This window comes from Opitutaceae bacterium TAV5 (assembly GCA_000242935.3).
Classification (GTDB): Bacteria; Verrucomicrobiota; Verrucomicrobiia; order Opitutales; family Opitutaceae; genus Geminisphaera.
Genome location: CP007053.1, coordinates 4,061,763 through 4,085,040, shown reverse-complemented (window position 1 = coordinate 4,085,040; position 23,278 = coordinate 4,061,763). Strand labels below are relative to the sequence as shown.

At 64.0% G+C, this 23,278-nt stretch carries 20 protein-coding genes; 12 read left to right on the top strand and 8 right to left on the bottom strand.

Annotation, left to right across the window (positions count from 1 at the left end):
• Positions 1–25: 25 nt before the first annotated feature.
• Positions 26–769 carry a hypothetical protein gene (locus OPIT5_17540; GenBank protein ID AHF94488.1) on the bottom strand — a complete coding sequence of 248 codons (744 nt, stop codon included), beginning with the start codon at positions 767–769 and terminating at the stop codon, positions 26–28.
• A 105-nt stretch (positions 770–874) separates the two neighbouring features.
• Here OPIT5_17540 and OPIT5_17535 point away from each other — a divergent pair, with 105 nt between their 5' ends.
• On the top strand, positions 875–1,492 hold the full coding sequence (locus tag OPIT5_17535; GenBank protein AHF91752.1) for an HNH endonuclease: 618 nt from the start codon (positions 875–877) through the stop codon (positions 1,490–1,492).
• Between the two features lie 175 nt (positions 1,493–1,667).
• On the opposite strand, the gene OPIT5_17530 is transcribed toward OPIT5_17535, so the two are convergent.
• The 4 genes from OPIT5_17530 to OPIT5_17515 all read right to left on the bottom strand — a co-directional run bounded on the left by OPIT5_17530 (position 1,668) and on the right by OPIT5_17515 (position 6,097).
• Entirely contained in the window at positions 1,668–2,954 is a 1,287-nt protein-coding gene (locus tag OPIT5_17530) for an N-acetylglutamate synthase (GenBank protein AHF91751.1), read from the bottom strand.
• A 227-nt stretch (positions 2,955–3,181) separates the two neighbouring features.
• Complete coding sequence (locus OPIT5_17525; protein AHF91750.1) at positions 3,182–3,835, bottom strand: hypothetical protein; 654 nt, start codon at positions 3,833–3,835, stop codon at positions 3,182–3,184.
• A gap of 80 nt (positions 3,836–3,915) precedes the next feature.
• Entirely contained in the window at positions 3,916–4,971 is a 1,056-nt protein-coding gene (locus tag OPIT5_17520; GenBank protein AHF91749.1) for a hypothetical protein, read from the bottom strand.
• A gap of 52 nt (positions 4,972–5,023) precedes the next feature.
• Positions 5,024–6,097, bottom strand: a complete 1,074-nt coding sequence (locus OPIT5_17515) for a LacI family transcriptional regulator (GenBank protein ID AHF91748.1) — start codon at positions 6,095–6,097, stop codon at positions 5,024–5,026.
• A gap of 146 nt (positions 6,098–6,243) precedes the next feature.
• On the opposite strand from OPIT5_17515, the gene OPIT5_17510 reads away from it, so the two are divergent.
• The 3 genes from OPIT5_17510 to OPIT5_17500 are packed head-to-tail and all read left to right on the top strand — an operon-like array spanning position 6,244 to position 9,066.
• Entirely contained in the window at positions 6,244–7,005 is a 762-nt protein-coding gene (locus tag OPIT5_17510; protein ID AHF91747.1) for an anchor protein, read from the top strand.
• Positions 7,006–7,027: 22 nt separating this feature from the next.
• Positions 7,028–8,320, top strand: coding sequence for a hypothetical protein (locus OPIT5_17505; GenBank protein AHF91746.1), 1,293 nt, complete (start codon positions 7,028–7,030; stop codon positions 8,318–8,320).
• Positions 8,317–9,066, top strand: coding sequence for an N-terminal cleavage protein (locus OPIT5_17500; GenBank protein ID AHF91745.1), 750 nt, complete (start codon positions 8,317–8,319; stop codon positions 9,064–9,066). Before OPIT5_17505 ends, OPIT5_17500 begins: the two co-directional genes overlap by 4 nt.
• Before the next feature lie 196 nt (positions 9,067–9,262).
• On the opposite strand, the gene OPIT5_17495 is transcribed toward OPIT5_17500, so the two are convergent.
• Together OPIT5_17495 and OPIT5_17490 are read right to left on the bottom strand one after the other, a co-directional pair.
• Complete coding sequence (locus OPIT5_17495) at positions 9,263–9,916, bottom strand: DNA repair ATPase (GenBank protein ID AHF91744.1); 654 nt, start codon at positions 9,914–9,916, stop codon at positions 9,263–9,265.
• Between the two features lie 202 nt (positions 9,917–10,118).
• Positions 10,119–11,162: a LacI family transcriptional regulator gene (locus OPIT5_17490; GenBank protein AHF91743.1), complete on the bottom strand. Its 1,044-nt coding sequence runs from the start codon at positions 11,160–11,162 to the stop codon at positions 10,119–10,121.
• Between the two features lie 183 nt (positions 11,163–11,345).
• Here OPIT5_17490 and OPIT5_17485 point away from each other — a divergent pair, with 183 nt between their 5' ends.
• From OPIT5_17485 to OPIT5_17465, 5 genes are all read left to right on the top strand, one after another.
• Positions 11,346–12,302 (top strand): lipase, encoded by a 957-nt coding sequence (locus OPIT5_17485; GenBank protein ID AHF91742.1) that lies wholly within the window; start codon positions 11,346–11,348, stop codon positions 12,300–12,302.
• 275 nt (positions 12,303–12,577) lie between these two features.
• Complete coding sequence (locus OPIT5_17480) at positions 12,578–13,303, top strand: anchor protein (GenBank protein AHF91741.1); 726 nt, start codon at positions 12,578–12,580, stop codon at positions 13,301–13,303.
• 35 nt (positions 13,304–13,338) lie between these two features.
• On the top strand, positions 13,339–14,142 hold the full coding sequence (locus OPIT5_17475; protein AHF91740.1) for an N-terminal cleavage protein: 804 nt from the start codon (positions 13,339–13,341) through the stop codon (positions 14,140–14,142).
• A gap of 193 nt (positions 14,143–14,335) precedes the next feature.
• On the top strand, positions 14,336–16,219 hold the full coding sequence (locus tag OPIT5_17470) for a hypothetical protein (GenBank protein AHF91739.1): 1,884 nt from the start codon (positions 14,336–14,338) through the stop codon (positions 16,217–16,219).
• Between the two features lie 136 nt (positions 16,220–16,355).
• Positions 16,356–17,756, top strand: coding sequence for an MFS transporter (locus OPIT5_17465; GenBank protein ID AHF91738.1), 1,401 nt, complete (start codon positions 16,356–16,358; stop codon positions 17,754–17,756).
• A gap of 85 nt (positions 17,757–17,841) precedes the next feature.
• On the opposite strand, the gene OPIT5_17460 is transcribed toward OPIT5_17465, so the two are convergent.
• Positions 17,842–18,000, bottom strand: coding sequence for a hypothetical protein (locus OPIT5_17460; protein ID AHF94487.1), 159 nt, complete (start codon positions 17,998–18,000; stop codon positions 17,842–17,844).
• 241 nt (positions 18,001–18,241) lie between these two features.
• On the opposite strand from OPIT5_17460, the gene OPIT5_17455 reads away from it, so the two are divergent.
• From OPIT5_17455 to OPIT5_17445, 3 genes are all read left to right on the top strand, one after another.
• On the top strand, positions 18,242–21,892 hold the full coding sequence (locus tag OPIT5_17455) for a pyruvate-flavodoxin oxidoreductase (GenBank protein AHF91737.1): 3,651 nt from the start codon (positions 18,242–18,244) through the stop codon (positions 21,890–21,892).
• 64 nt (positions 21,893–21,956) lie between these two features.
• Positions 21,957–22,382, top strand: coding sequence for a hypothetical protein (locus tag OPIT5_17450; protein ID AHF94486.1), 426 nt, complete (start codon positions 21,957–21,959; stop codon positions 22,380–22,382).
• A gap of 331 nt (positions 22,383–22,713) precedes the next feature.
• Complete coding sequence (locus OPIT5_17445; protein ID AHF94485.1) at positions 22,714–23,244, top strand: hypothetical protein; 531 nt, start codon at positions 22,714–22,716, stop codon at positions 23,242–23,244.
• The last annotated feature ends 34 nt before the right edge of the window (positions 23,245–23,278 follow it).

Here is a 23,278-nt window from a genome sequence, read left to right as displayed (position 1 = left end):
CCTAACGCCTCCGCCTGTCCTCATCTCACGAAACCCCTTTACCTCCGCCCGTCCACCCCTCCTCGGCCGGACCGTACAATCTCCACAAAAACTCTATACACTCCCTCGCGTGCGTCATCGTAATCAGGTGCCCGCCCTCCAGCCATGCATCGACATCTCCCGATGGCAGAAGCACGCGATCCCGTTTCCCGTGTAACCGGAGAACGGTTACGCCCGACTCCCTCGCCGCCTGCACATCAAACCCCTCCCATCGGAAAATCGCCCGGCACATCGCCCGCACGAAACACGGATCGCTTTCCACATACATCCGCACCGCCTCGCGCACTACATCCCGTTCGGCTTCGCGTAACCCGCCCGCCAGCGACTTCAGCAGGTTTCCCGTCACCACCTTCACCCAACCGCCCGGGAGCAGCCCGGCCAGCGGACGAAGCGCCGCCAGCACGCGGCTGACCTCTTCCTTGCGCACCGCGCTCGCCACCAGCACCAGTTGCCGCACCCGCCGGATTTTCGCGATCTCGCATGCCACCATCCCGCCCAGCGACGTGCCGACCACCACCGCGTCATCGCCGATCCCGGCCTCGTCCACCACCCGCCGCGCCACGGCCGCGAGCGACGTTTCCCCGGCATACGCCGGCCAGTCCAGAAAAACGCAGTCCGGCAACTTGCGCCAGGATCCGGCATACATCCGGTTGTCAGCACCCATGCCCGGCAGCACGTAAATCATGTTCATGACAAAGCCGCGCTGCTTCTTCCGGGTCAATCCGGACATGCCTCGATGCGTTCCGCTACCGGGAATCCTGCCCCGCGTCCCTCAAACGCTCCTCACGCCTCTCTTGACACCGTTGCCAGAGGTCTTTAGCCGAATGGCCCCGATATGGAGGCCGTGCTCGAACAACCTGTGCTGGTTCTGAATCGCCTTTGGCAGGCCGTGAACGTCATCGGCGCCAAACGGGCCTTCGCGCTTCTCGCGCGAGGACACGCCAACGTCGTCCACCATCACGAGGACGACTTTCGCGTGTTCAGCTTCATGGACTGGATGGATTTCTCCCGGCACAACCCCCCGGTCGAGGAACTCGACATGGTGCACACCCCCCGCACCGTCATCCGCCTGCCCCGCGTCATCCTGCTCACCTGGTTCGACAAACTGCCGCGCAAGGAGGTCAAGCTGACGCGCAACAACGTCTTCGAGCGCGACAAGGACACCTGTCAGTATTGCGGCCAGATTTTCAACCGCGAGGATCTCAACCTCGACCACGTCATCCCGCGCGATCGCGGCGGACGCACCACCTGGGAAAACATCGTGTGTTCGTGCATCCCGTGCAATTCGCGCAAGGCCAACCGCCTGCCGCACGAGGCCCGCATGCGGCTCATCCGCAAGCCCGTCCGCCCCAAATGGCGCCCGGTGATCTCGCTCGTCCTCAGCAACCAGCAGCGCGAACGCTGGAAAGACTTCCTCGATCTGGCTTACTGGAACGTCGAGCTGGAGGAGTGATACCGGCATCCCGCCTCCCCCGGCATTTTTACACGAAGCTCGCAAAGGACGCGAAGAAGCAACAGCCACAGGAAGAGGTTTCCGACTTTCGTCCTTCGCGCCCTTTGCGTCCTTTGTGTAAAATCAAAACCACCAGAGGTGCCGGAGTAACCCGGAAGACACCGGGAGTCCGATCCTACAACCCCTTGCGCAGCACCTTCGCATTCCGGCCGCTGTCCTCGTAACTCCGCAGCCGCGCCTCGGGCAGGATCGACTTGTCCGCCTCCTCGAAGCCCATGATCGACGTGAAGAACGAAAAACTCTGCGTCGAAAGCGCCACCACGGTCTTCGCCCCCCGCTCCTTCGCACGCAGGCAGGCGTAGTCCACCAGCTTCCGGCCCACGCCGCGATTCTGGTAAAAAGGCATCACGTAAAGCGAACCCACTTCGGCCAGTTCCGGCCGGTCCGTGTAAAACCAGAGGGTGACGCAGGCGATGATGTTCTCGTCGATCTCGTAAACGAAAAACTGGTCGATGTTTTTCTCGATGGCCTGCTGGGTGCGGTGCAGCAGCTCCTCGCGGCGCACGGCCGCCCGCGTGAGGCTCCAGATGAAGCGCGTGTCGCTTTTGCGCGCCTGGCGGATCTGCTGGTAATCGTTGCCGTAGATCAGCGTGCCGACGCCCTCGTTGGAAAAAATCTCGTTGATCAGCCCGTCGTAGGCCCGGCCGTCCACGATGTGCACGCGCGGCACCCCCGCGGCGATGGCGCGCACGGCATGGGTCGCCTTGCTCCGGCATTCGCCGGCGATGCGGCCGGCCCCGGCCGGTGTCGCGAGGAGCTGCCGCAGCGATTCCACAGCGATATCGCGGCGTACCTCGCCATCGATTTCGAGCCCGCCGCGCGGCACCAGGTAAATGATTTTCGAAGCGCCGAGCGCCTCCGCGACCTCGCTCGCCAGCAGGTCGGAGTTGATCCGGAACGGCCGCCCGTCCGGCGCGTAGCCGACCGGCTGGATGATCGGGAGGATGGCGGCGCCGAGGAGGTGATCGACAAACTCCTTGTCGATGCGATCCACCTTGCCGGTGAACTGCTGGTCCACACCGCGGATGATGCCGACGGGAAGCGCGCGCACCGCATTGGTGATGGCGCACTTCAGCGCGTTCTGCGTCAGGCCTTCCATGATGAGTTGCGAGACGCGGGCCGAGGCGCGGACGGCGAGGTCGAGCGTGGCGGCGTCGGTGACGCCGGTGCCGTCGTGGTTGGAGATGGGGATGTGGCGCGCCACCGAGAGTTCCCCGATCTGCCGGCCGATGCCGTGGACGATCACGACCCGGATGCCGAGGCTGCGGAGCACGGCGATATCGACGAGCAGGTTGCTGAAATTCTCGTCGGCCACGATGGAGCCGTCGACGGCGATCACGAAGATCTGCCCCTGGAAACGCGGCACGTAGTTGAGGATGCCGCGAAGGTCGGCGGGCTTGATCGCGTGCGTGCCGGAGGCGACCCCCGCGGCGGGCGCGGAGGCGGCCGGGCTGGCGGAAGCGGAGGCCGGCGGATGGGCGTTACCGTTGCTGCTCATTGTGGATCATTGACGTGTGCGACGCAGGAAGCGTGACCGGGAGTTGTCGGCGAATGCGGCCCCCACGTCAAGGAAGCGACTGCCGGCCCCTCCTGGGCGCGCACCCTCCCCCTCTCTCCATGCCGGGCGGCTCACCGGACGACCCAGTTCCACGCAAAACCGTTGCTCGCCGCCATGAGGCGCACGTCGTATGTCACCCCGGGCTTGAGGGTGCCGGCGGGAAGGGTGACAAGCACCGGTTCGTTGCGCGAGCGGACGGCCAGTTCGCCCTCGAGTTCCTCGAAGGTCGGGAGGATGACGATGGCGTTTTCCTTGATGTAGACCTCGGCGCCGCCAAGCACATCGCGATCGCTCGCCACACGGCAGGAAAAACGGATCTGCACCGGCGCCACCGCCGTGACCTCGGCGGGCGTGCTCACGGCGGCGACGGATTCCGGCAGGCGCGGCTCGATGCCGATGATTTTCAGCAGCCCCTCCGGCAGCCCGGCCGGGATCGGGGTCGGCATGGCACGGCCGATAATAAAGGCGTCCGGAGGCAACTCGTCGCGCGGAGGCGCCGGGTGCTCGGCCTCGAGGACAAGGTGCTGGTGGCTGTCGGCGCGTCCGGCCTGGGCCTGGGCCGGTTCATAGGAGGGCGCCTCCTTGCGATAGCGCAGCGAGATCCAGGTGTACGGCACGATGCAGACCAGGATCGCCAGCGCGACCCACTTCATGGGCCAGGGCTCGCGGGTGCGTCGGGCAGAGGTGGCAGGTTCATGGTCGGAGCGGTCGGGAGGAGTCGGCACGGCACGAAGCCAAAACGCGGATACGCCCCGGGCTCAAGAGCGAACCCGGGGCGAGGCGAAACCCTGCCCCGGGGCGATCCTCACTCCGCCGCCTCGCGGCGTTTCCTGAGCTGGGTGGTGAGATAAAAATCCTGCCCCGCCTCGCGCCAGGCGGTGAGCCAGAAAGCGGCCAGGGCGCGGCCGCCTTCAAGCAAACGCTGCTCGATGAACGCCCGTCCCTTGCGCGTCGCGGGCGGAGCGTTCAGCTCGCCGGCTTTCTCCAGTTCGTAGAGCGGCACGACCTGTTCGTGCTGGCGAGCCAGCCAGGCGAGCGCCGCCTCGAACACCGGATCGCGCCCCCCCTCCGGCCTCTTGCCGCCAGCGGGCAGCGCCAGGGGGTCGGCGCGAAGCGCGCGCGGCAACAGGTCCGCCGCCGTGATCTGCGCGGCGGCAAGGTAACCGCCATCGATCCACGAATGCAGCGTGCGCCGCGTGGTGAAACCGCGCGGATTGGGCACGCCTTCCGACCAGCCGTTGAAGTGCCGGGTCGTGTGCAGCGGCTGCGCGCCGTCGCCGAGGTAGTGGCCGAGCAGGCCCATCTGGTAAACGACGTTGGCCCGGGCGTTGGCGATCTCCTCCGGCGTGCCCAGCGCTTCGTAAGCCTTCAGGTAGGTGAAGGCGGATTTCACCCGCGCGTAGTTTTCCGCGATCGCCCACGGCAGGAAACCGACGAGATCCTGCGTGCGGTCCTTGTCCCTGGCGCCGGATTTCGGATACGCCGACGGATGCGCCTTGCGGGCCTCGGCGAGTTGTCCGGCAAACACCTGCCGGAACTCGCTCAGCTTCGCCAGCGGCAGGCCGCCCTCGACGGGATATTCGATGTCGAAAAAATGATCCGGCGCCTGCGCGTGGCGAAGCGGCCCGTCCTCGACATTGCGCCAGCGGTCGGGCTCGCCGGCGAGGAAGGCGATGCGCTCGGCGTTGGCCGGCTCGCGGACAAACGCCGGAAACTCCGGCGGCAGCCCCGCCAAGGCGAGCTGGTTGACGATCCGGTGCCCCTCATAGTCCCACGCACCGGCCGGCGCGGGCCAGAATGAACACGCCAGCGCCAGCACCCACAGAACACAGCCGGGAGAGAAAAGGAACAGACGATGCATAACGGGATTATTCCAGCACCTCGCGTGTGAGGCACGCACATCTTTATGCGAATCAGGCGGCGAGGTCGGCTTTTGTCTTGTTTCCCCCCTTTTGCTGCGTCCGCACGCTTTTCCCGTCGACCCAGGTGGCGTCGATCATCACCCGCTGGGGATGCTCCGGCACGCCGCGCTCGTTGCGGTGCAGCATGCTCACCAGCAGGTCCACGGCGGCGGCGCCGATCACGGGACCGTTTTCGTTCATGCCCGACAGAAACGAATTGTCCGACGTGATGGTCGGCACCACGCCGATTTCCTCCGGTATTTTCCAGCCTCCCTCCTCGATCCACGCCTGCATGTCCGCGAGATCGGTGACGATCACCACATCCGGACGCTGTCTCCTGACCCACGCCTGAAGCTCCGCCGCCGTCGGCGTTTCCATGACCAGCGGCGGCACCACGCCGCGCCGCTTTCCGCGCTGCGCCTCGAACGCCCAGAACGCCGCCGACCACATCCGGTTCACCCGCTCCTCGCAAAACGCCGACGCCGCCAGCCCCGGCCGGCGATAGCCGAGAGCCGTCAATCTCTCCAGCAACGCAATCATTGTCCGGTAAGCGTGGCTCGTCACCGTGTGCAGTGCCGGCGATTCCAGCGTGAACCCGAACGTCACCGCCGAGAATCGCGACAGGTCCGCATCCAGCCTCGTGTGCGACTCCGGCTGCGGCACCCACAAAAGCCCCTGCACGCCCCGCGCCCGCAACACCCGCAACGCTGCGTCCGGACTGTGCCCCTGTTCCCGTATCCAGAATTCCTCGACCTTGTAGCCCAGCGCGTCGGCCCGCCGCCGCGCCCCCTCGAGATACTGCGGGAAGGCGTGGTTGCTCCGCCACCCGTCGCGCGTCGGCCAGTTCGTCACCCACGCCAGCGTGCCCGTGAAGCGCGCCGCTTGCCGTCCGCGCTGGTAAGCGGACAAACCCGCCAGGTAAGGATCGGGCCGGTAGTCCAGCTTTTCCGCCAGTTCGCGCACACGCCGTCCCGTCTCCGGCGCGATTTTCGGATGCCCGCTCAAGGCCCGCGACACCGTGCTGTGGTGCAGGCCCAGGCTCCGCGCCAGTTGCTGGATGGTCACCCTCCCGGAAGCAGAATTCATGATCACGTAACCAGCAGATAATCAGCCGGTGCACAAGCGTGCACCACGAAGCGTTCGACCTCTTCCGGTTCCCCGGGCATCGTTGGTCCGGACGTTTTTCTCCCCGTCCTGCCCGCAACCAGAACAATCCGAACAACGCTCTCGCCATGAACACCGCCCGCCTCCTCACGCTCGCCCTTGCCGCCGGCCTCGCCGCCGCCACGCTGCCGGCTGTCACCCTCGTCACTTACGATTTCGAAGACACCGGCGACCTCCTCAAACCCGATGCCGCCAGCATCGCCACCGGCGTCAGTGCCGGCGCGATCACACTCAACAATCTCGGGACCGGAACCGGTAGCGGCTATTATACCTACGGCAGCAACCGTGCCATCACCCTGCTTCCCGGCACTGCCCAAACCTCCTATTCTGTTTCAACCGTTCTCTCCAATGCCACTTATCTGTCCATCAAACTCACGGTCGAAGAGGGCTACAGGCTCTCAATCGACACGCTTTCGCTTCAGGCCGCTGCTGGCGGCTCTGCCGGCACCCATCGCGCCTTCTATGTATTTTCCGATCTCACCCAATTCACCGCTCCCGTCGGAAGTGCCTACGCCAATGTCCTTCTCTTTGACCGGAGGAACCAATCCGGTTTCCCCGGCACTCTGCCCATCCGCAGCGAAGGGCTGAAAGACTACTCCGTCACCCTCACCGATTCCGCCTTCAAGAACATCGCCGGTGGCACCGAAGTTGAATTCCGCATCTATATCCAGACCGATTCCATCGATCGGTCCGTTGACTTCGGCAACATCACCCTTACCGGCACCCTCACCCCCATTCCCGAACCCGCCACCAACGCCCTCCTCCTCGCCCTCGGCGCTCTTGCCGTCGCCGGCCTCTGCCGCATCCGCTCCCGCCACGACCGCAGTTGAATTTCCCGACCGGAACCCCGCCATGAACGGCCATTCCCCAAGTTGCACCACCCTCGTCCGCGCCGGCCTTGCCGCATTTCTCATCGCCGGGATCGCGGCCAGCGCAGCCGTCGCCAACGTGCAGCCAGCCACCGATGCGACGGCAGCCGACGCAACGGTGGCCGACGCACTGCAACGCCTGGATGCCGCGTTTGCCGGTGTGGTTCCGTGGATTCTCAGCCTGGCCGACGAAAAAACCGGCGGCTTTTTCGAAACAACCGGACTGAAACAGCAACGCGAGGAACACCCCTACGCGGCGGATATCCAGTCCACGTATTTCGCGGTGCTGATGCTGAACGACGCCGGGCAACTGGCCGGACTGCCCCCCACCCGGAAAGACGCCCTCGTGCGGTTCTTCCAGTCGCGTCAGGATCCGGAAACCGGATACTTTTCCGACCCCGCGTATCCGGAAATGAAAGATAGCACGCGGACGATGGGCCGCGCGCTTCTCTTTTCCGTCAACGGACTCCGTCATCTCGGCGCCAAACCGCTCCATCCGTTGCCCGGAGAGCACGGGCCCGGGAAATCGGCGGTGACGGCGGCCCCCCCTCCCCCGGCCATGGCGGGAATCGGCCTCCTGTTTGTGCGCAAAACGGCCGCTGCCGCGGCCACCACCCCGGCGGTCCCCGCGCACCTCGCCTCGGTCGAAGCCTTCCGGGAATGGCTGGACGCGCGCCCGTGGGACAATGCCTGGACCGCCCTCGACCAGCTCTCCTCTCAGGCCCGCCTGATTCGCGCCCAGGAGCCCGCCTTGCAGCGCGCCCTGGTCGATGAAGCCTTGCGCAACATCCGCGCCCGCCAGAATCCCGACACCGGGCTCGTCAGGGGAGGCTCCATGAGCGTGCGCCTTTCGGGGGCGTTCAAGTTCGTTTCCTTCTGCAACAACGTCGGTCGTCCCGTCCCCCTCGCCGCCCGGCTCCGGAAAAGCACGCTCGCCTGGTATCGGAGTGAACCGGTGACGGACAAAATCTTCTTCATCCGCAACGCCGCCGAAATGCTGGCCGCGCTTGTGCGCCAAACCGGACTCCCCCTCACTCCGGAAGAGTTTCGCACCGTCATCGACACCTCGCTGACCGAACTCACCCGCTATCGGTGCCCCGACGGAGCCTTTTCCAGCTTTGTCGGCCGCTACTACATTTCACCCAACGATCTCTACCTGTCTCCCCGTCGTGTTGCCCGCGCGGGCGCGCAAAGCGACATGAACGGAACCGCAAACGCGTGGGCGATGCGCAAGGCGCTCCACCGGCTGGCGAATTCGTCTCCACCCTCACCATGAACCCCACACACAAAATCCCCCGTCTCCGGTCCGCCCGCCTGTCATCCGTCGTGCGCGGATTCACTCTGGTCGAACTCCTGACCGTGATCGCCATCATCGGCATCCTCGCGGCGATCATCATCCCCACCGTTTCCAAAGTGCGCTCCACCGCCCGCGCCGCGAGTTGTCGCAGCAACCTCCGGCAACTCGGCGTCGCCGGTCTCCTTTATGTGGAGGAAAATCGCGGCAGACTGTTTCCCTACCGCGGCGACGACCAGGACAAAGGCTACAACTGGCTGCTCCGCCCCTGGGCCGGAGGCGAAACCGGCGACCAGGGATCGACCGCCACGCTACCCCTCTTCATTTGTCCCGCCTCGCAAATCCCGGTGCCGGCGCGCATCAAGTATCCGAGATTCACCTACTCCATCAACAAGACCCTTGCCGCGGTCAACGCCACCACGCCCGAACCCCGCCTCGACGCCGTCCCCGACCGCTCGCAGATCATCTTTTTTGGCGATGGAGCCCAGATTTCCTCCTTGTCCTCCAAAAGCGCATCCCACGGTTTTATCTGGAACGCCCGCCCCATCCCGTCCAACCCCGACGCCATCCTTTCCCCCGCCACGGACCCCGATGCCGATGACGACGCCAGCGCCGGTTATTTCCGCTACCGTCACAACGGCCTCTGCCAGGCGGTGTTTCTCGATGGCAGCGTGCGCGCCTTCAAACCCGGCGAGATGCGCAACCGCAACTACTACTGGCCCTACTGACCCCGCCCCGCCCAGGACTCCCCCCCCCGGAAAACAGTCTCCATCACCCAACCACACCTCGCGTCTCGCCCGGCCAGCGTCTCTTCCCGCTCTCCAGGTTCACGCAAAGATCGGAATCGGCCACGAGGCCGACGGCCTCCTCGTTTACGTGGACAGGGAAGCATCCGCATCCGCCGGCCCGGTGTCTGCGGGCGCCTTACGGGCCGGCTTGCAGGTTTTTGATAAACGCCTCCGACTCCCGGATCGACGCCTCCATGTCGGCGATGAGCCGCGAGATGTCCGCCTGAAGCTCGCGATTGGTCGAGTCAAGCGAAGCGAGGGCGCGGGCGTTCAGGTTATGCTTCAGAAACAGCACCTGGTCGCGGAACGTCGCGAGCACCGGGTCCATCCGCCCCGCGGCGCGGCGCATCAACCGGATCACGTTGTCGTAGCTGCGCCGCGTCGTGTCGAGCTGCCGCTGGCTTTCGGTCCGCAACGTGTCGTTGGTGTATTGCCTGATCTCCTGCCGCCATTCCTTGAAAAGCGCATCGGCCACGCTCTCCACGGCGTCGATCCGGGAACGCACCTCACCCGCGCGCTCCTCGCTTCGTTTGTATTCGCGATTCAGCGACTCGTATCTGCGCTGAAGTTCGCCCCCGTCGGCCTTCGTCACCGCCAGGAACTGGTCAAGCGCGCTGGCGAACTGCTCCTTCGCCTCCGACTGGGCCTCCCGGGCCTTGTCCACCCGGTCTACCAACTGGTCGCGCTTGGCGTAGCCGAATTTCTCCAACGTGTTGTAGTAGGCGGAGGAGCAGCCGGCGGCGAACAAGGCGACCGCAAAAACGGGACAGGCAAGAAGTGGTTTGATCATAGGTGTGGGCGTTGGTCATGCAGTAATGTCCCGGGGTTTGTCTCAATGCAACTACCCCGGGATTGTCGCTCCCTGTGATTCCCTTACGTTATCGCGCGGCGCGATCGGGCGAAAGTTTGCCTGCTTTCGCCGTCGACAAGACACGCGGCGCCCCCATCGACCCCGCGTCGCGTGCCCAAGGCGGCCAGTGGCCAGCCGGGGATCACTGCCCTCGCACGCTCTTCCCCTCCACCCACGTCGCCTTGATCATCACCCGCTGCGGATGCTCCGGCACGCCGCGCTCGTTGCGGTGCAGCATGCTCACCAGCAGGTCCACCGCCGCCGCCCCCATGACCGGACCATTCTCGTTCATCCCGGAAAACCACGAGTTATCCGACGTGATCGGCGGCACCAACCCGATTTCCTCCGGGATTTTCCAACCCGCTCCCTCCAGCCACGCGCGCACTTTCCCGTGATCCGTGGCGATCACCACCTCCGGACGGTGCTTGCGCAACCACCCGAAAAACCCCCTTTCGTCCCCGCCATCCAGCCGCTCCATCAGCAACGGCGGCACCACGCCCCGCCGCCGGCCGCGCTCCGCCTCGTACGCCCAGAACCCCGCCGACCACATCCGGTTGACCCGCTCCTCGTGAAACCACGACGCCGCCAATCCCGGCCTCCGATAACCCAGCTCGCGCAACTTCTCCAGCAACGCAATCATCGTGCGATACGGATGGCTCGTCACCGCGTTGAGCTCCGGCGCCTCCAGCGTCGTGCCGAACGTCACCGCCGAAAACCACGAAAGATCCGCATCCAGCCGCGTATGCGACTCCGGTTGCGGCACCAGCAACAGCCCCTGCACACCCCGCGCCTGCAACACCCGCAACGCCGCCTCCGCGCCGCGCCCTTGCTCGCGTATCCAGAATTCCTCGACCTTGTATCCCAGCGATTCCGCGCGCCGCCGCGCCCCGTCGAGATACTGCGGAAACGCGTGATTGCTCCGCCACCCGTCGCGCGTCGGCCAGTTCGTCACCCATGCCAGCGTGCCCGTGAAATGCGGAGCCCGCCGCCCCTGTCGGTATGCGGACAAACCCGCCAGATACGGGTCCGGCTGGTATCCCAGGGCTTTCGCCAGCTCGCGCACCCGCCGCACCGTCTCCGCCGCGATCCCCGGATGCCCGCGCAACGCCCGCGACACCGTCCCGTGATGAAGGCCCAGCCGCCGCGCCAGTTGTTGGAGCGTGACTCTTTCGGACGAGGATTCCATGTCTCCACACGCATCAGACAATCAACGATTGCACAAGTGTGCATTACGAACCGTTCCACTTTGGGCTGCCTTCTGCCATGCTTTGTCCCGACACTCCTCCTTGACCGCAAGCCGTCGTCCTGTCCCCGTCACAATCCTGGCATGAAAACTCCAAGCATCACAATGGGAAATATACTTTCCCGGATGACACTTCGCTCCCGTTTCCCCATCCCTGCACTCCTTGCGGTCATAATCGGGGTTTGTTCACATGGGCACGCGCAAGAATCCGCTGCCGTGCCAAAGCCAACTCTGGCAAATGTGCCCTATGGCCAACACGAACGGCAGGTGCTGGATTTTTATCAAGCGACGCCGGATCAGGCAGGCAAGGCCAACTCCGGCAAGACGCCGCTCCTGTTTTTCATCCACGGTGGAGGCTGGATGACCGGAGACAAGGCCAACCCGGACTTTCTGGCCAAGTGCACCGAATCCGGGATTTCGGTCGTTTCGATCAACTACCGCCTGATTCCGGATGCCAGCGCCGCAGGGATCAGCCCCCCGGTGAAGGCATGCCTGGACGATGCGGCGCGCGCGCTCCAGTTCGTGCGCAGCAAGGCGGATGAATGGCGCATCGACAAGGAGCGGATCGGCGGCTGCGGGGGATCGGCCGGCGGGTTCACCGCCCTGTGGCTGGCCTTTCATCCCGATACGGCGGAGCCGGCGAGTCCCGATCCCGTTTCGCGCGAGTCCACGCGCCTGCGCTGCGTATTGGCATTCGTCCCACAGACTTCGCTGGATCCCCGGCAGATGCAGGCATGGATTCCGAATATCCAGTACGGCAACCACGCCTTCGGACTGGGCAGCATGCAGGAATTTCTCGAAAAGCGGGAAAGGCTGCTTCCCTGGATTCAGAGGTTTTCTCCGTATACGCTGGCAAGCCCCGGTGATCCGCCCGTACTGCTTTTTTACGACAACCCGCCCAACCTCGGCCAGCCTTACAAGGACCCGCCGCATTCGGCAAACTTTGGCGCCGGTCTGGCAGAAAAACTCGAGGCGGCGGGAATCGAACACGAGATCAACTACAACAATGACTACTCCCGCATGAAATGGCCGGATTTGTTCGGCTTTCTGCTGGAGAAGCTCAAGCGCAACGATACCAGGTGATTCTCTCCCTCAACAAGTGGTGGGGACGTTCCGCCGATGTTTCGGGCGGAGATGGTTGAGACGCAAAAAGAGATTTGGAAGGTAATCCTGACCGGAGAATGCCTGTTCCCCGGAAAATCCCTGTTTTCACAACTATCTAACAATCAACGATTGCACAAGTGTGCAATATGAACCGTTCGACCTGGCGCCAGCCATCGTCATGTTTTCCTCCGGCACTCCTTTCTGCACACAAGCTGTCACCCGCCATTCATCCTAACCGCATTCCCCGTATCGATATGAACATTACCCGCAAACTCCTTCCGGCATTCGCCGTCGTGCTCTCGGTCGCCACGCTTCCCGCCGCCACGCTCGTCACGTGGGATTTCGAAGGCAGCACCAACAGCGCCATCCTGGAATCCTGTACGGCCATCGAAGGCATCACGGCTTCCGCCGTCGGGACCCACAATCTCAACAACGTCCTCCGCAACAACACCAGCTATGTCTCCACGGCGATCACCGTCTCGCCCGCCACGGCGATCACCACCGGCTACAGCTTTCCCAACACCTTCACCAACGCCGCGTATCTCTCCTTCTCTCTAACGGTCGCCGAAGGTTACACGCTTTCCATCGACTCCGTCTCCCTTCAGGCCGCGTCAGGTTCGGGTAACGCATCCGACTCGAGTGTCCGCGCTTTTTATGTCCTCTCGTCCCTCACCGGATTCGGCAACGAGAGTGACAAGATTCTCCTTCAGGGATCGAATGCCGATGGCCTTCCAACCCGTGCCGACGGTACGCTAAAGGACTTTTCCACTCCTCTTTCGTCTTCCGTTTACCAGAGCATCGTCGGCGGCACCACGGTCGAGTTTCGCATCTATATCCAGGCCGCTGGCAACACGCAAAACCTTGAGTTCGACAACTTCACCCTCACCGGCTCCCTGACCGCCATCCCCGAGCCCGCATCAGCTGCTCTTCTCCTCGGCCTGATTGCCTGCGCCGGTTTGCTTTTCATCCGTCGTCGTTAATGTCATAAACTCCCAAAAAACAACCTCGCCCCGCCATGCACTCCATCATCCGCCAATCCCCGCGTGTTTCCCGCGTTCGCGCCTTCACGCTCATCGAACTGCTGACCGTCATCGCCATCATCGGCATCCTCGCCGCCATTATCATCCCGACGGTCGGGCGTGTGCGCGCCTCGGCACGCACCGTCACCTGCAAAAGCAACCTCCGCCAGATCGCCATCGCCGCGCTGATGTTCGCCGACGAACGCGGTTTTTATCCGCCATCCCGCGCCGTCCAGAACGGCGGCAGCGGCGTCGCCGCTTCTGACAACAACAACGCGGGCTCCCTGCTCTGGCCGCAAACCCTGCGCCCCTACCTCGGCTCGAAAACACAACTGAATGCGGACAAGATTTACGGCACGGGCAACGCCGTCGGCGTCTGTCCGGGGCGGCTCTACATACCCCCGGTTGCGGAGGAAACCAACCTCGTTTCGTATGCCGCACACCCCGCAATCATGGTGGACGACAGCAAGGACAGTGCGGGTATAGGCAAAAAGCCCCTGCGGCAAGGCGCGGTTCCACGTCCCACCCAGGTCATCCTGTTCGCCGACGCCGCGCAACAGACTCAGGGCGGCGCGCAATCCAACTTCTACAACGTCACCGAGGCAACCAGCACCGTGGCCACCGATTCCTCCGGTGCCACGCCCATCGCCACCAGCAGCGACGAACCCGACCCCACCTCCAAGGCCATTTTCCGCTACCGCCATCCGGGCGACACCATCAACGTCGCCTTCGTTGACGGCCACGTCGGCCAGTTTAAAAAAGGCGAAATCCTCGGTCGCAACGTCCACATCGGCTATTGAGAAATCGAGAATCAAGGGAGCCTCCCGAAATTCTTCCCCCAATCCGATAAACTGGCCGCGAACGGGCGCGAACCAGACACGATATTATCCTGTTAAAATAATCATATACATACCTCCTGTCTTCTCCTGCCGTCACGAATTCGCGTTCATTCGCGGTTAAAAATGTATTTTCAGGCTCTCCTCTAATTCCCACATGCGCCTCCTGTCCGTCCTCTCCCTCACCACGCTCGCCGTTTGTTCCGTCGTATCGGGCGCGTCCTGGTCCCCCGTCCCTCCGGTTGATTTTTCCAAAATCTCCGTCGCCGATTTCAGCGACGATGATCTCGACCTCGTCACTCCGCTCGCCCACTTCGCGCAGCTCGCCAATGCCGTGCGCGAAAACGATCCCGACCTGGGTTTCATCGACCTCGTCGTCTGGCGCAATGCCAAGGACAACCAGCCCTATAACGCCCGGATCATGGAGAACGTTCTTTCGCTCGCCTGGTTCTACACCGCGGATCGCACGTGGAATCCTTATCGTGGCCATCCTGCCGTCAAGGCACGCCTCGAAGCCGCGCTCGACTTCATCGGAAACATCCAGGCTCCGGATGGTGCCTTTTCCGAATACGGCCCTCAAAAGTGGAATCTCGCCGCCACCGGCTTCATGACCAAATTCCTCGGCGAAACCCTTGAGCTTCTCGCCATCGCCACCGCGCCCGACGCCTCCGGCGGCCCCGTGCCCATTGACGCCTCCGTCCTCGAGCGCGCCCACGCCACGCAGCGCAAGGCCCTTGTCCGCCTGTTCTCCCGCGACGACTATTACCGGCATGCCACCATTGTCACCAACCAGTATGGCAACGCCTGGCCCGGTGGCCTGGCATGGCTCCACCTGCATCCCGACGACGCCGAGATCCGCGCCCTTTGGGAAAAACGCTTCCGCCAAAGCACCGCCGACTTCCAAAGCACCGCCGGTTATTTCTACGAGGCCAAGGGTCCGGATTTTGGATACACTCTCGGAACGCATGCCTCCAACACGGCGGGAGCCTGGTTCTATCTGCGTGGCACGCCCTTCGCCGATCAGCTCATTGAGGAGGAAAAACACTGGTTCGAGTTTCTCTCCTACAACACCCTGCTCCAGCCCGGCGCCAACTGGTTCGCCGTCAATCGCGCCATCGAGACCCGCCAGTCGCAGCCCGTTGTTCACCCGATCAACACGCCCATGGCCGAATTCATTCCGGAAGCGCGCGCCCTTTCGCGCACCCGTGAGGAACAGGCCGCCATCCTGCGCCAAACACGCGAACGCCTGACCTCCGGCTGGCCGGGAGTCGCTCCGCTCAAGGTGGGCGACTTCTGGGCCTACACGCCCTACGTTTTCCAAAAGCGCCGCGCTTCCGCATGGTATCCCGACCAGGCCCAGCGCGACGAAGCCCGCAAGCAATTGCCCTACCTGGCCCGGGACCGCTTCAACCATTTGCGACGCGATCCCCGGTACGACGCCCAATATTACTACACCCGCCGGCCCGCCTGGTACGGCGCCTTTGCCACCGGCGCCCGCGCCTCCAGAAAACAACGCCTTGGCCTCGGCCTGCTCTGGCGCCCCGACACCGGCATCCTGCTGCAAGGCCAGGCGCAAAACGATCAGCCATCCTGGGGCACACACGCGCCCGGGGCGTCACTGCCATTTGAATACGAAGGCATCAACGCCACCCTCGCCATCGCGGGCAAGCCCGCGCCCGCCCCGCTTCCGCTCGCCGCCGACCTTCCCGACGGCGATGTGGCCCTCTCCTATCCGCTGGGTTCCCAGGGAGACAAAATCGTGACGCTAAAGGATTCCGGCATCGACGTCCGGATCACGGCCAAAGGCGATTTTGAAGAGCGTTTCCCCTTCATCCTCACCGCGAACGACACGCTCAAAATCGACGGTGACAAAGTGACCCTTCTTCGCGCCAACCGGAAGGCCCCCCTGGTGGAGCTCGCTTACACAGGCGCCAGGGGCAAGCCCCGCGTCTCGGAACAAAACGCCCCGCTGCCATCTCGACGGCTGGTCACGCTCAGCATCCCCGCGACCGGCTCGCTCGTTTATTCGCTGCGATTCTGAGCCCGGCGTCTCCTCCTGACGCCGGAACCGCCTCGCGGTCTTTCGCCGCCCTCCATCGCGCAACGCGCTCCCGTGCGTGAATGTATCATCGTGCACCCTGCGCCGTGGGTGAATCGCGCCAACGCCATCAACCATTATGACACCCGTCACCGCCGACAACCCACCCTCGTCGCCGCCTGCCGCAAAAACCTGGCGCTCCGGCACGCTCGTCTACACCAGCGGCGGCCTCGTCGTGCTTTTCTGCTGGCTCCTGTTCGGTGACTTTGCCTGGTCCATGCGCGACCGCTCCGTCGGCCCCATGGCGCAATGGTACCTCAACCACCTCAATGTTCCCAACCTGCTTTTCGGGCTGCTCATCAGCTCCTTCCCCGCGCTCATCGGAGTGACGCTCGGGCCGGTCATCAGTGTAAAATCCGACCGGCACCGCGGCAAATGGGGACGGCGCATTCCCTTCCTGATTGTCACCACGCCCATCGCCGCTTTCGGCATGATCGGCATTGCCGTCACCCCGATCGTCGCCCACTGGGTCCACGGGCACTTTCCCGAACAGAGCGAAATGGTCGTGGCGGTTGTCTGTTTCGGCGTCTTCTGGGCAGCCTTCGAGTTTGCCACCATTGCCGGCGGCGCCGTCTTCGGAGGACTCATCAACGACGTAGTTCCCAAGGAACTACTTGGTCGATTTTACGGACTTTTCCGCGCCATCAGCCTCATCGACGGCATGATCTTCAATTACTGGATCATGGGAAAAGTGCCCGGTCACTTTACGCTCATTCTCTGCCTCATCGGCGTATTCTACGGCATCGCCTTCATGTGGGCCTGCCTAAAGGTGAAGGAAGGGAGCTACCCGCCGCCTCCGCCTCCTGCCACGTCTGCCCAATCGGGTCTGGCCGGCCGAGCCGGAGGATGGTGGCGTGAAACCAAGCGCTACCTCAAGGAGTGCTTCACCAATCCCTATTACCTTTCGGTTTTTATATTGCTGAAGGTCGCGATGATGGCCTTTGGCCCGATCAACATCTTTGCGATTCCCTACGCCCGCAGCCTTGGCGTGGACATGGAGGTTTACGGAAAATACCTTGCGCTTACCTACCTGATTTCCCTGAGCCTCTCGTTCTTCCTCGGCTGGATGGCGGATGCCTTTCATCCCCTGCGCATGGCCATCGGCACATTGGCCGGTTACGTCGTCGTGATGCTTTTCGGCAGCCTTTACGCAACCACGGCCACATCGTTTCTTGTCGCCTGGGTCGCGCATGGCGTCCTTTCCGGCTGTTACTTCACGAGCGCCGCCTCACTCGGCCAGCGGCTTTTCCCTCATGAGAAGTACGCCCAGTTCGCCTCCGCCGCCAGCGTCTGCACGGCGTTTGCCAACATGGCGCTCGCCCCGGTGATGGGGCTCATCATCGATGGCAGCGGCGGCGTGTTTCGCTACACCTTCGTCGTTGCCGGCGTGCTGGCCGTCCTTGCCCTCGTCGCCGGCCTTTATGTGCACGGCAAATTCATGAAGCTCGGCGGCCCCAGGGGTTACGTAGCTCCGGAGTAGGCCGGTTTCCTTCCGATCCATCCTCTGGTGCGCGGGATGACAATTCTGCCCGCCCACGGACCACCGTGTGCCGGCGTGCCACCCGTCAAGGATGCAGGGGGCTGTCCAGGTTCTTCTCGCCCCTGACATCACCCCGAATCTGCACCTCCGCCCATGCGCAGGCCCGCTCCGCCTTTATGGCCGAAGCTTTCGCCGGTTTTTCCCTGACCGCATCCTGCTGCAAGAAATCTACCATGTTCATCATCCGTTCTCTTATTATAAGAAAAACTTAAAAAGTGCGTGTTGCCGTTCATCATCCGGCCTGCGCTTCTCCTGTAGAAACCGCCCCCGGTGATCGGTTCCGTGCTACCCCTCCGCAAGAAATGCACAGGCTTGCACAACGCTCGCCGAGTAGCGCGGCCCCCCCGGGAGTATGGTGGCCCCCATAGAGGACAGAACGACCAATTCAAGCAACCACTGCCCCCTGTACGACAAACACGCACGACATGATCAAGACCATCTCTCCCCTGAAAGCGACACTCGACGCCAACGAAGCCGTAGCCTCCGTTGCCTACCGGATCAGCGAATTTTTCGCGATTTATCCCATCACGCCCTCCTCGCCCATGGGCGAGTGGGTCGACGAGTGGTCCGCCGCCGGCAAGAAAAACCTCTGGGGCCACCGCCCCGAAGTCATCGAGATGCAGTCCGAAGGCGGCGCCGCCGGCGCCCTCCATGGCGCCCTCCAGGCCGGCGCCCTCGCCAGCTCCTTCACCGCCTCGCAGGGCCTCCTGCTGATGATCCCCAACCTCTACAAGATCGCCGGCGAGCTCCACCCCTTCGTCCTCCACGTCACCGCCCGCTCCCTCGCCACCCACGCCCTCTCCATCTTCTGCGACCACGGCGACGTCATGGCCTGCCGCCAGACCGGCTCCGCCATGCTCTTCGCCTCCAACGTGCAGGAAGCGCAGGACTTTGCCCTCGTCTCCCATGTCGCCACCCTCCGATCTCGTGTTCCCTTCATGAACATCTTCGACGGGTTCCGCACTTCCCACGAAATCCAGAAGATCTCCCTGCTTTCCGACGATGACATCGCCGCCCTCCTGCCCCAGGACAAGATAGCCGAGTTCCGAAAACGTGCCCTCACCCCCGACGCCCCCTCGATCCGCGGCACCGCCCAAAACCCCGACGTTTATTTCCAGGCCCGCGAAGCCGCCAACCCCTACTATGCCTCCGTCGCCGACATCGTCCAGGAGACCTTCGACGACCTCGCCGCCCGCACCGGCCGCCAGTATCATCTCTACGACTACGAAGGCGCGCCCGACGCCGATCGCGTCATCGTTGTCATGGGCTCCGGCGCCGAAACCTGCGCCGAGACCGCCGCCGCCCTCAACGCCGCCGGATCCGGCAGCAAGACCGGCGTCCTCAACGTCCGCCTCTACCGTCCCCTCGACGCCGCCGCGCTCATCGCCGCGCTGCCGAAAACCGTCCGCCGCATCGCCGTCCTCGACCGCACCAAGGAACCCGGCGCCCTCGGCGAACCCCTCTTCCTCGACACCATCGCCGCCATCGCCGAATCCCCCCTCGCCGGCAACGTCACCCTCATCGGCGGCCGCTACGGCCTCGGCTCCAAGGAATTCACCCCGGCGATGGCCAAGGCCGTGTTCGACGAACTTGCGCTGACCACCCCGCGCCGCCGCTTCACTGTCGGCATCAACGACGACATCTCCGGCCTCTCCCTCCCCTACGACGAACACTTCAGCGTCGAGACCGACGACACCCGCCGCGCCATTTTTTACGGACTCGGCTCCGACGGCACCGTGGGCGCCAACAAGAATTCCATAAAAATCATCGGCGGCGACACCGAGCTCAACGCCCAGGGCTTTTTCGTCTACGATTCCAAGAAGAGCGGCGCGATGACCATCTCGCACCTGCGTTTCGGCCCGAAACCCATCCGCGCCCCGTACCTCATCACCCAGGCCGACTTCGTGGCCGTGCATCACTTCCCCTTCGCCGAGAAGATGGAAGTGCTCGCCTGCGCCCGCCCCGGAGCCACGCTCCTCCTCAACACCCCCGGCGACGCCACCAAAGCGTGGGACATGCTCCCCCGCGAGATGCAGCAGCGCATCATCGACCTGAAGCTGAAAGTCTTCGCCATCGACGCGCTCACCGTCGCCCGCGCCGCCGGCATGGGCGGCCAGATCAACACCGTGATGCAGGCCTGCTTCTTCGCGCTCAGCAATGTCATCGAGCGCGACGCCGCCATCGCCGCCATCAAGGCCGCCATCAAGAAATCCTACCTCCGCAAGGGCGAGGCCGTCGTGAAGAAAAACTGGGCCGCCGTCGATTCCGCCCTCGCCGCCCTCCACACCGTCGAAGTCCCCGCCGCGCCCACCAACCCCCACGGCCGTCCGCCAACCGTCTCTCCCGCCGCGCCCGATTTTGTCCAGCGCATCACCGCCCGCATGCTCGCCGGCGAAGGCGACCTGCTCCCCGTCTCCGCCTTCACGCCCGATGGCGGCTGGCCCACCGGCACCGCCGCCTGGGAAAAGCGCAACCTCGCTCCCGACATCCCCGTCTGGGACGCATCGATCTGCATCCAGTGCAACAAGTGCGCCACCGTCTGCCCGCATGCCGCCATCCGCGCCGCCGTCTACCCGAACAGCGCGCTCGAAGGGGCGCCCGGGACCTTCAAGAGCGTCCCCTTCCGGAGCGGCGCGACGAAAGACCACGCCTTCACCATCCAGGTCGCGCCCGACGACTGCACCGGCTGCTCGCTCTGCGTCAAGGTCTGTCCCGCCAAGAGCAAGACCGATCCGGATCACAAGGCGCTCAACATGGCCGTGCAGGCCCCGCTGCGCGAAGCCGAGAACACCAACTTCGACTTCTTCCTCAAGCTGCCGCCCCCGCCCGTCGAGGTGTTGCAGGATACCGTCAAGGGCGCGCAGTTCCGGAAACCCCTCTTCGAGTTCTCCGGAGCCTGCGCCGGTTGCGGCGAGACGCCGTACGTCAAACTCCTCACGCAGCTCTTCGGCGACCGCCTCCTCATCGCCAACGCCACCGGCTGCTCCTCCATCTACGGCGGCAACCTGCCGACCACGCCCTACTGCACCGACCGCCACGGCCGCGGCCCCGCCTGGAGCAATTCGCTCTTCGAGGACAACGCCGAATACGGCCTCGGCATCCGCGCCGGCGTTGACCAGCTCGCCTCCCAGGCGCGCCAGCTCTTCGACGAACTCGCCGCGGAAAACAAGCTCCCCGCCGGTCTCGTCGAGGCCTTCCGCGCCGCCGACCAGAAAAAGGAGGCCGGCATCAACGACGCCCGCACGCAGGTCGCCGCGCTCAAGCCCATCCTCGCCGACCTCGCCGCTGCCGGCGGCGACGCCGACCCGCGCATCAGTCGCCTCGCGCAGCTCGCCGACTACCTCGTCCGCAAGAGCGTCTGGATCCTCGGCGGCGACGGCTGGGCCTACGATATCGGTTTCGGCGGCCTCGACCACGTCCTCGCCATCGGCACCAACGTCAAGGTGCTCGTCCTCGACACGGAAGTCTATTCCAACACCGGCGGCCAGCGCTCCAAGTCCACGCCGCTCGGCGCCATCGCCAAGTTCAGCGCCGCCGGCAAGGAAACCGAGAAAAAGGACCTCGCGCTCATGGCCGCGACCTACGGCCACGTTTACGTCGCCCGCGTCGCGCTCGGCGCCAAGGACTCGCAGACGGTGCAGGCGCTCCTCGAAGCCGAGGCCTACGACGGCCCCGCTCTCATCATCGCCTACTCGCCCTGCGTCGCCCACGGCTACGCTCTCGGCGATTCGCTCGACCACCAGAAACTGGCGGTCGACACCGGCTACTGGCCGCTGCTCCGCTACAATCCGCTGAAAGCACAGCAGGGCCAGGCTCCGATGACGCTCGACTCCCCGATGCCCAAGGAGTCGCTCGACAAGTTCAAGGCCAGCGAAAACCGCTACCAGCTCCTCTACCGCCTGCATCCGGACCGCGCCAAAAAATTCGCCGAACAGGCGCAGGCATCCGTCGCCTCGAACATCGAGCACTACAAACAGCTTACCACGCCGCCGCCGGCCCCGCCTGCGCCCGGTGTGGTGAAAGAAAAAACCACGACTCCGCCACCTGCGGCCGTCCCTGCGGTCCCGGCGAAGTAGCCGGCCTTTCCCTCGCCTCTTGAGTCCCTGCCAGGCCCCGCCGGTCCCTCCGGCGGGGCTTTTTATGTACTCTCCGCAACCGTGGCGCGGGCGTCCCGCCCGCCTTCCCCACGGCACGCCCCCGTACTTCACCCTCGTCTTCATGTCCGGAAAAGACAGTGTGACTGCAAGCAACAGCTCCCCGATCACTCCCATGAAAACCTGGTTCAGAATAGCCGTGCTCCTCTTTACCTGCATCGCGTACACCGGCTGCCAATCCAGAGGGAACATTTCGCCCGGGGATCAGGGAGCGATAACACAAGCGACAAGAAGTCCGGAAATTTCCGATACGAAAAAATCGAAAATCCCCGCATGGCTTGGCGACGCCGCGGATGCCTTTTGGGAAACCACCTGTGAAGTGGCGGCAGTGTCAGCCGCCATCATCGTCCTGGCTGCCGGTGCGAGCTTTTACATTCTGGCGGCAAGCAACGCTCACTTCACGGTCAAATAAACAGCCGGCGGCATGTATCCGGAGAGGAAGGAACCGCTAATGGATTTCGCCAACGGGCGAAATCTTGAGAGTGAAGCTGCGACTGATCGTCGCAGCGAGAAACTGTCGGGGTCCGCTTATCGCGGACCGGGAAAACTCGATTCAATGGCCTGCGATCAGCAGGCCCCGGCAGTGTGCTCCGGAGGCGATCAGCCGGAGGGGTGTTTGAAGATTTCGCCCGTTGGCGAAATCCATTAGCGGTTTTCCTCCCGGCCCGGATTCTTTTCCGGTTTCTCCCGGGAAATCCTCTCGCGGCGTGTCTTCCTTCAGGCCATACACTCTCACGCTCGCCATGAACATTTCCCTCCATCCCGTGTTCCCGATTCTCGCGTGCGCCCTTTTCCCTGTCACCGCAGCCGGCTCAGGCGACCTCCCCGGCTCCTCTGCCGAAGCCTCCGCGTCACTCACCGCTCCGTTCGTCGAAAAACTGACGCTCCCCGAACTCTCGCTGGCGAAAAAACCCATCAATCCACTCGCCTGCTCCCCGTTGTCCTCTTTCCCCTCCCCCGGATCACAACCGGCAACACCGCCACCACTCATCGTTCCCCGCCAGGATGTCCCGCCCCCGCTGGCACGGATGCGCATCATCAGGCCCGCTGAACCGGGCTCACTGTCCCGCATGCCCGTCCTCCGTCCGAATCCGGATATCGACTACAAACTGATCATCCGTCGCGGAAACATGCCGGTCGACTACACGCTCCTCACCCCGCCCCCGGATCCGTCCGACTACCGGCTCGAGATGCAGGACCTCGACCCGCAGCCGGTTCTCTGCGACACGCTCCTCCAGCAGCTCTCCGGGTTGCAGGAAACAAACCATCCGTAAAACCCCTCGCCCGCAGGGTCGCTCCTCCTCCCCG

What these genes read in the sequence shown, in the direction of transcription:
- OPIT5_17540 (AHF94488.1), bottom strand. Translation starts at nt 769, where the DNA reads ATGTCCGGATTGACCCGGAAGAAGCAGCGCGGCTTTGTCATGAACATG.
- OPIT5_17535 (AHF91752.1), top strand. Translation starts at nt 875, where the DNA reads ATGGAGGCCGTGCTCGAACAACCTGTGCTGGTTCTGAATCGCCTTTGG.
- OPIT5_17520 (AHF91749.1), bottom strand. Translation starts at nt 4,971, where the DNA reads ATGCATCGTCTGTTCCTTTTCTCTCCCGGCTGTGTTCTGTGGGTGCTG.
- OPIT5_17515 (AHF91748.1), bottom strand. Translation starts at nt 6,097, where the DNA reads ATGAATTCTGCTTCCGGGAGGGTGACCATCCAGCAACTGGCGCGGAGC.
- OPIT5_17510 (AHF91747.1), top strand. Translation starts at nt 6,244, where the DNA reads ATGAACACCGCCCGCCTCCTCACGCTCGCCCTTGCCGCCGGCCTCGCC.
- OPIT5_17505 (AHF91746.1), top strand. Translation starts at nt 7,028, where the DNA reads ATGAACGGCCATTCCCCAAGTTGCACCACCCTCGTCCGCGCCGGCCTT.
- OPIT5_17500 (AHF91745.1), top strand. Translation starts at nt 8,317, where the DNA reads ATGAACCCCACACACAAAATCCCCCGTCTCCGGTCCGCCCGCCTGTCA.
- OPIT5_17495 (AHF91744.1), bottom strand. Translation starts at nt 9,916, where the DNA reads ATGATCAAACCACTTCTTGCCTGTCCCGTTTTTGCGGTCGCCTTGTTC.
- OPIT5_17490 (AHF91743.1), bottom strand. Translation starts at nt 11,162, where the DNA reads ATGGAATCCTCGTCCGAAAGAGTCACGCTCCAACAACTGGCGCGGCGG.
- OPIT5_17485 (AHF91742.1), top strand. Translation starts at nt 11,346, where the DNA reads ATGACACTTCGCTCCCGTTTCCCCATCCCTGCACTCCTTGCGGTCATA.
- OPIT5_17480 (AHF91741.1), top strand. Translation starts at nt 12,578, where the DNA reads ATGAACATTACCCGCAAACTCCTTCCGGCATTCGCCGTCGTGCTCTCG.
- OPIT5_17475 (AHF91740.1), top strand. Translation starts at nt 13,339, where the DNA reads ATGCACTCCATCATCCGCCAATCCCCGCGTGTTTCCCGCGTTCGCGCC.
- OPIT5_17470 (AHF91739.1), top strand. Translation starts at nt 14,336, where the DNA reads ATGCGCCTCCTGTCCGTCCTCTCCCTCACCACGCTCGCCGTTTGTTCC.
- OPIT5_17465 (AHF91738.1), top strand. Translation starts at nt 16,356, where the DNA reads ATGACACCCGTCACCGCCGACAACCCACCCTCGTCGCCGCCTGCCGCA.
- OPIT5_17460 (AHF94487.1), bottom strand. Translation starts at nt 18,000, where the DNA reads ATGATGAACATGGTAGATTTCTTGCAGCAGGATGCGGTCAGGGAAAAA.
- OPIT5_17455 (AHF91737.1), top strand. Translation starts at nt 18,242, where the DNA reads ATGATCAAGACCATCTCTCCCCTGAAAGCGACACTCGACGCCAACGAA.
- OPIT5_17450 (AHF94486.1), top strand. Translation starts at nt 21,957, where the DNA reads ATGTACTCTCCGCAACCGTGGCGCGGGCGTCCCGCCCGCCTTCCCCAC.
- OPIT5_17445 (AHF94485.1), top strand. Translation starts at nt 22,714, where the DNA reads ATGAACATTTCCCTCCATCCCGTGTTCCCGATTCTCGCGTGCGCCCTT.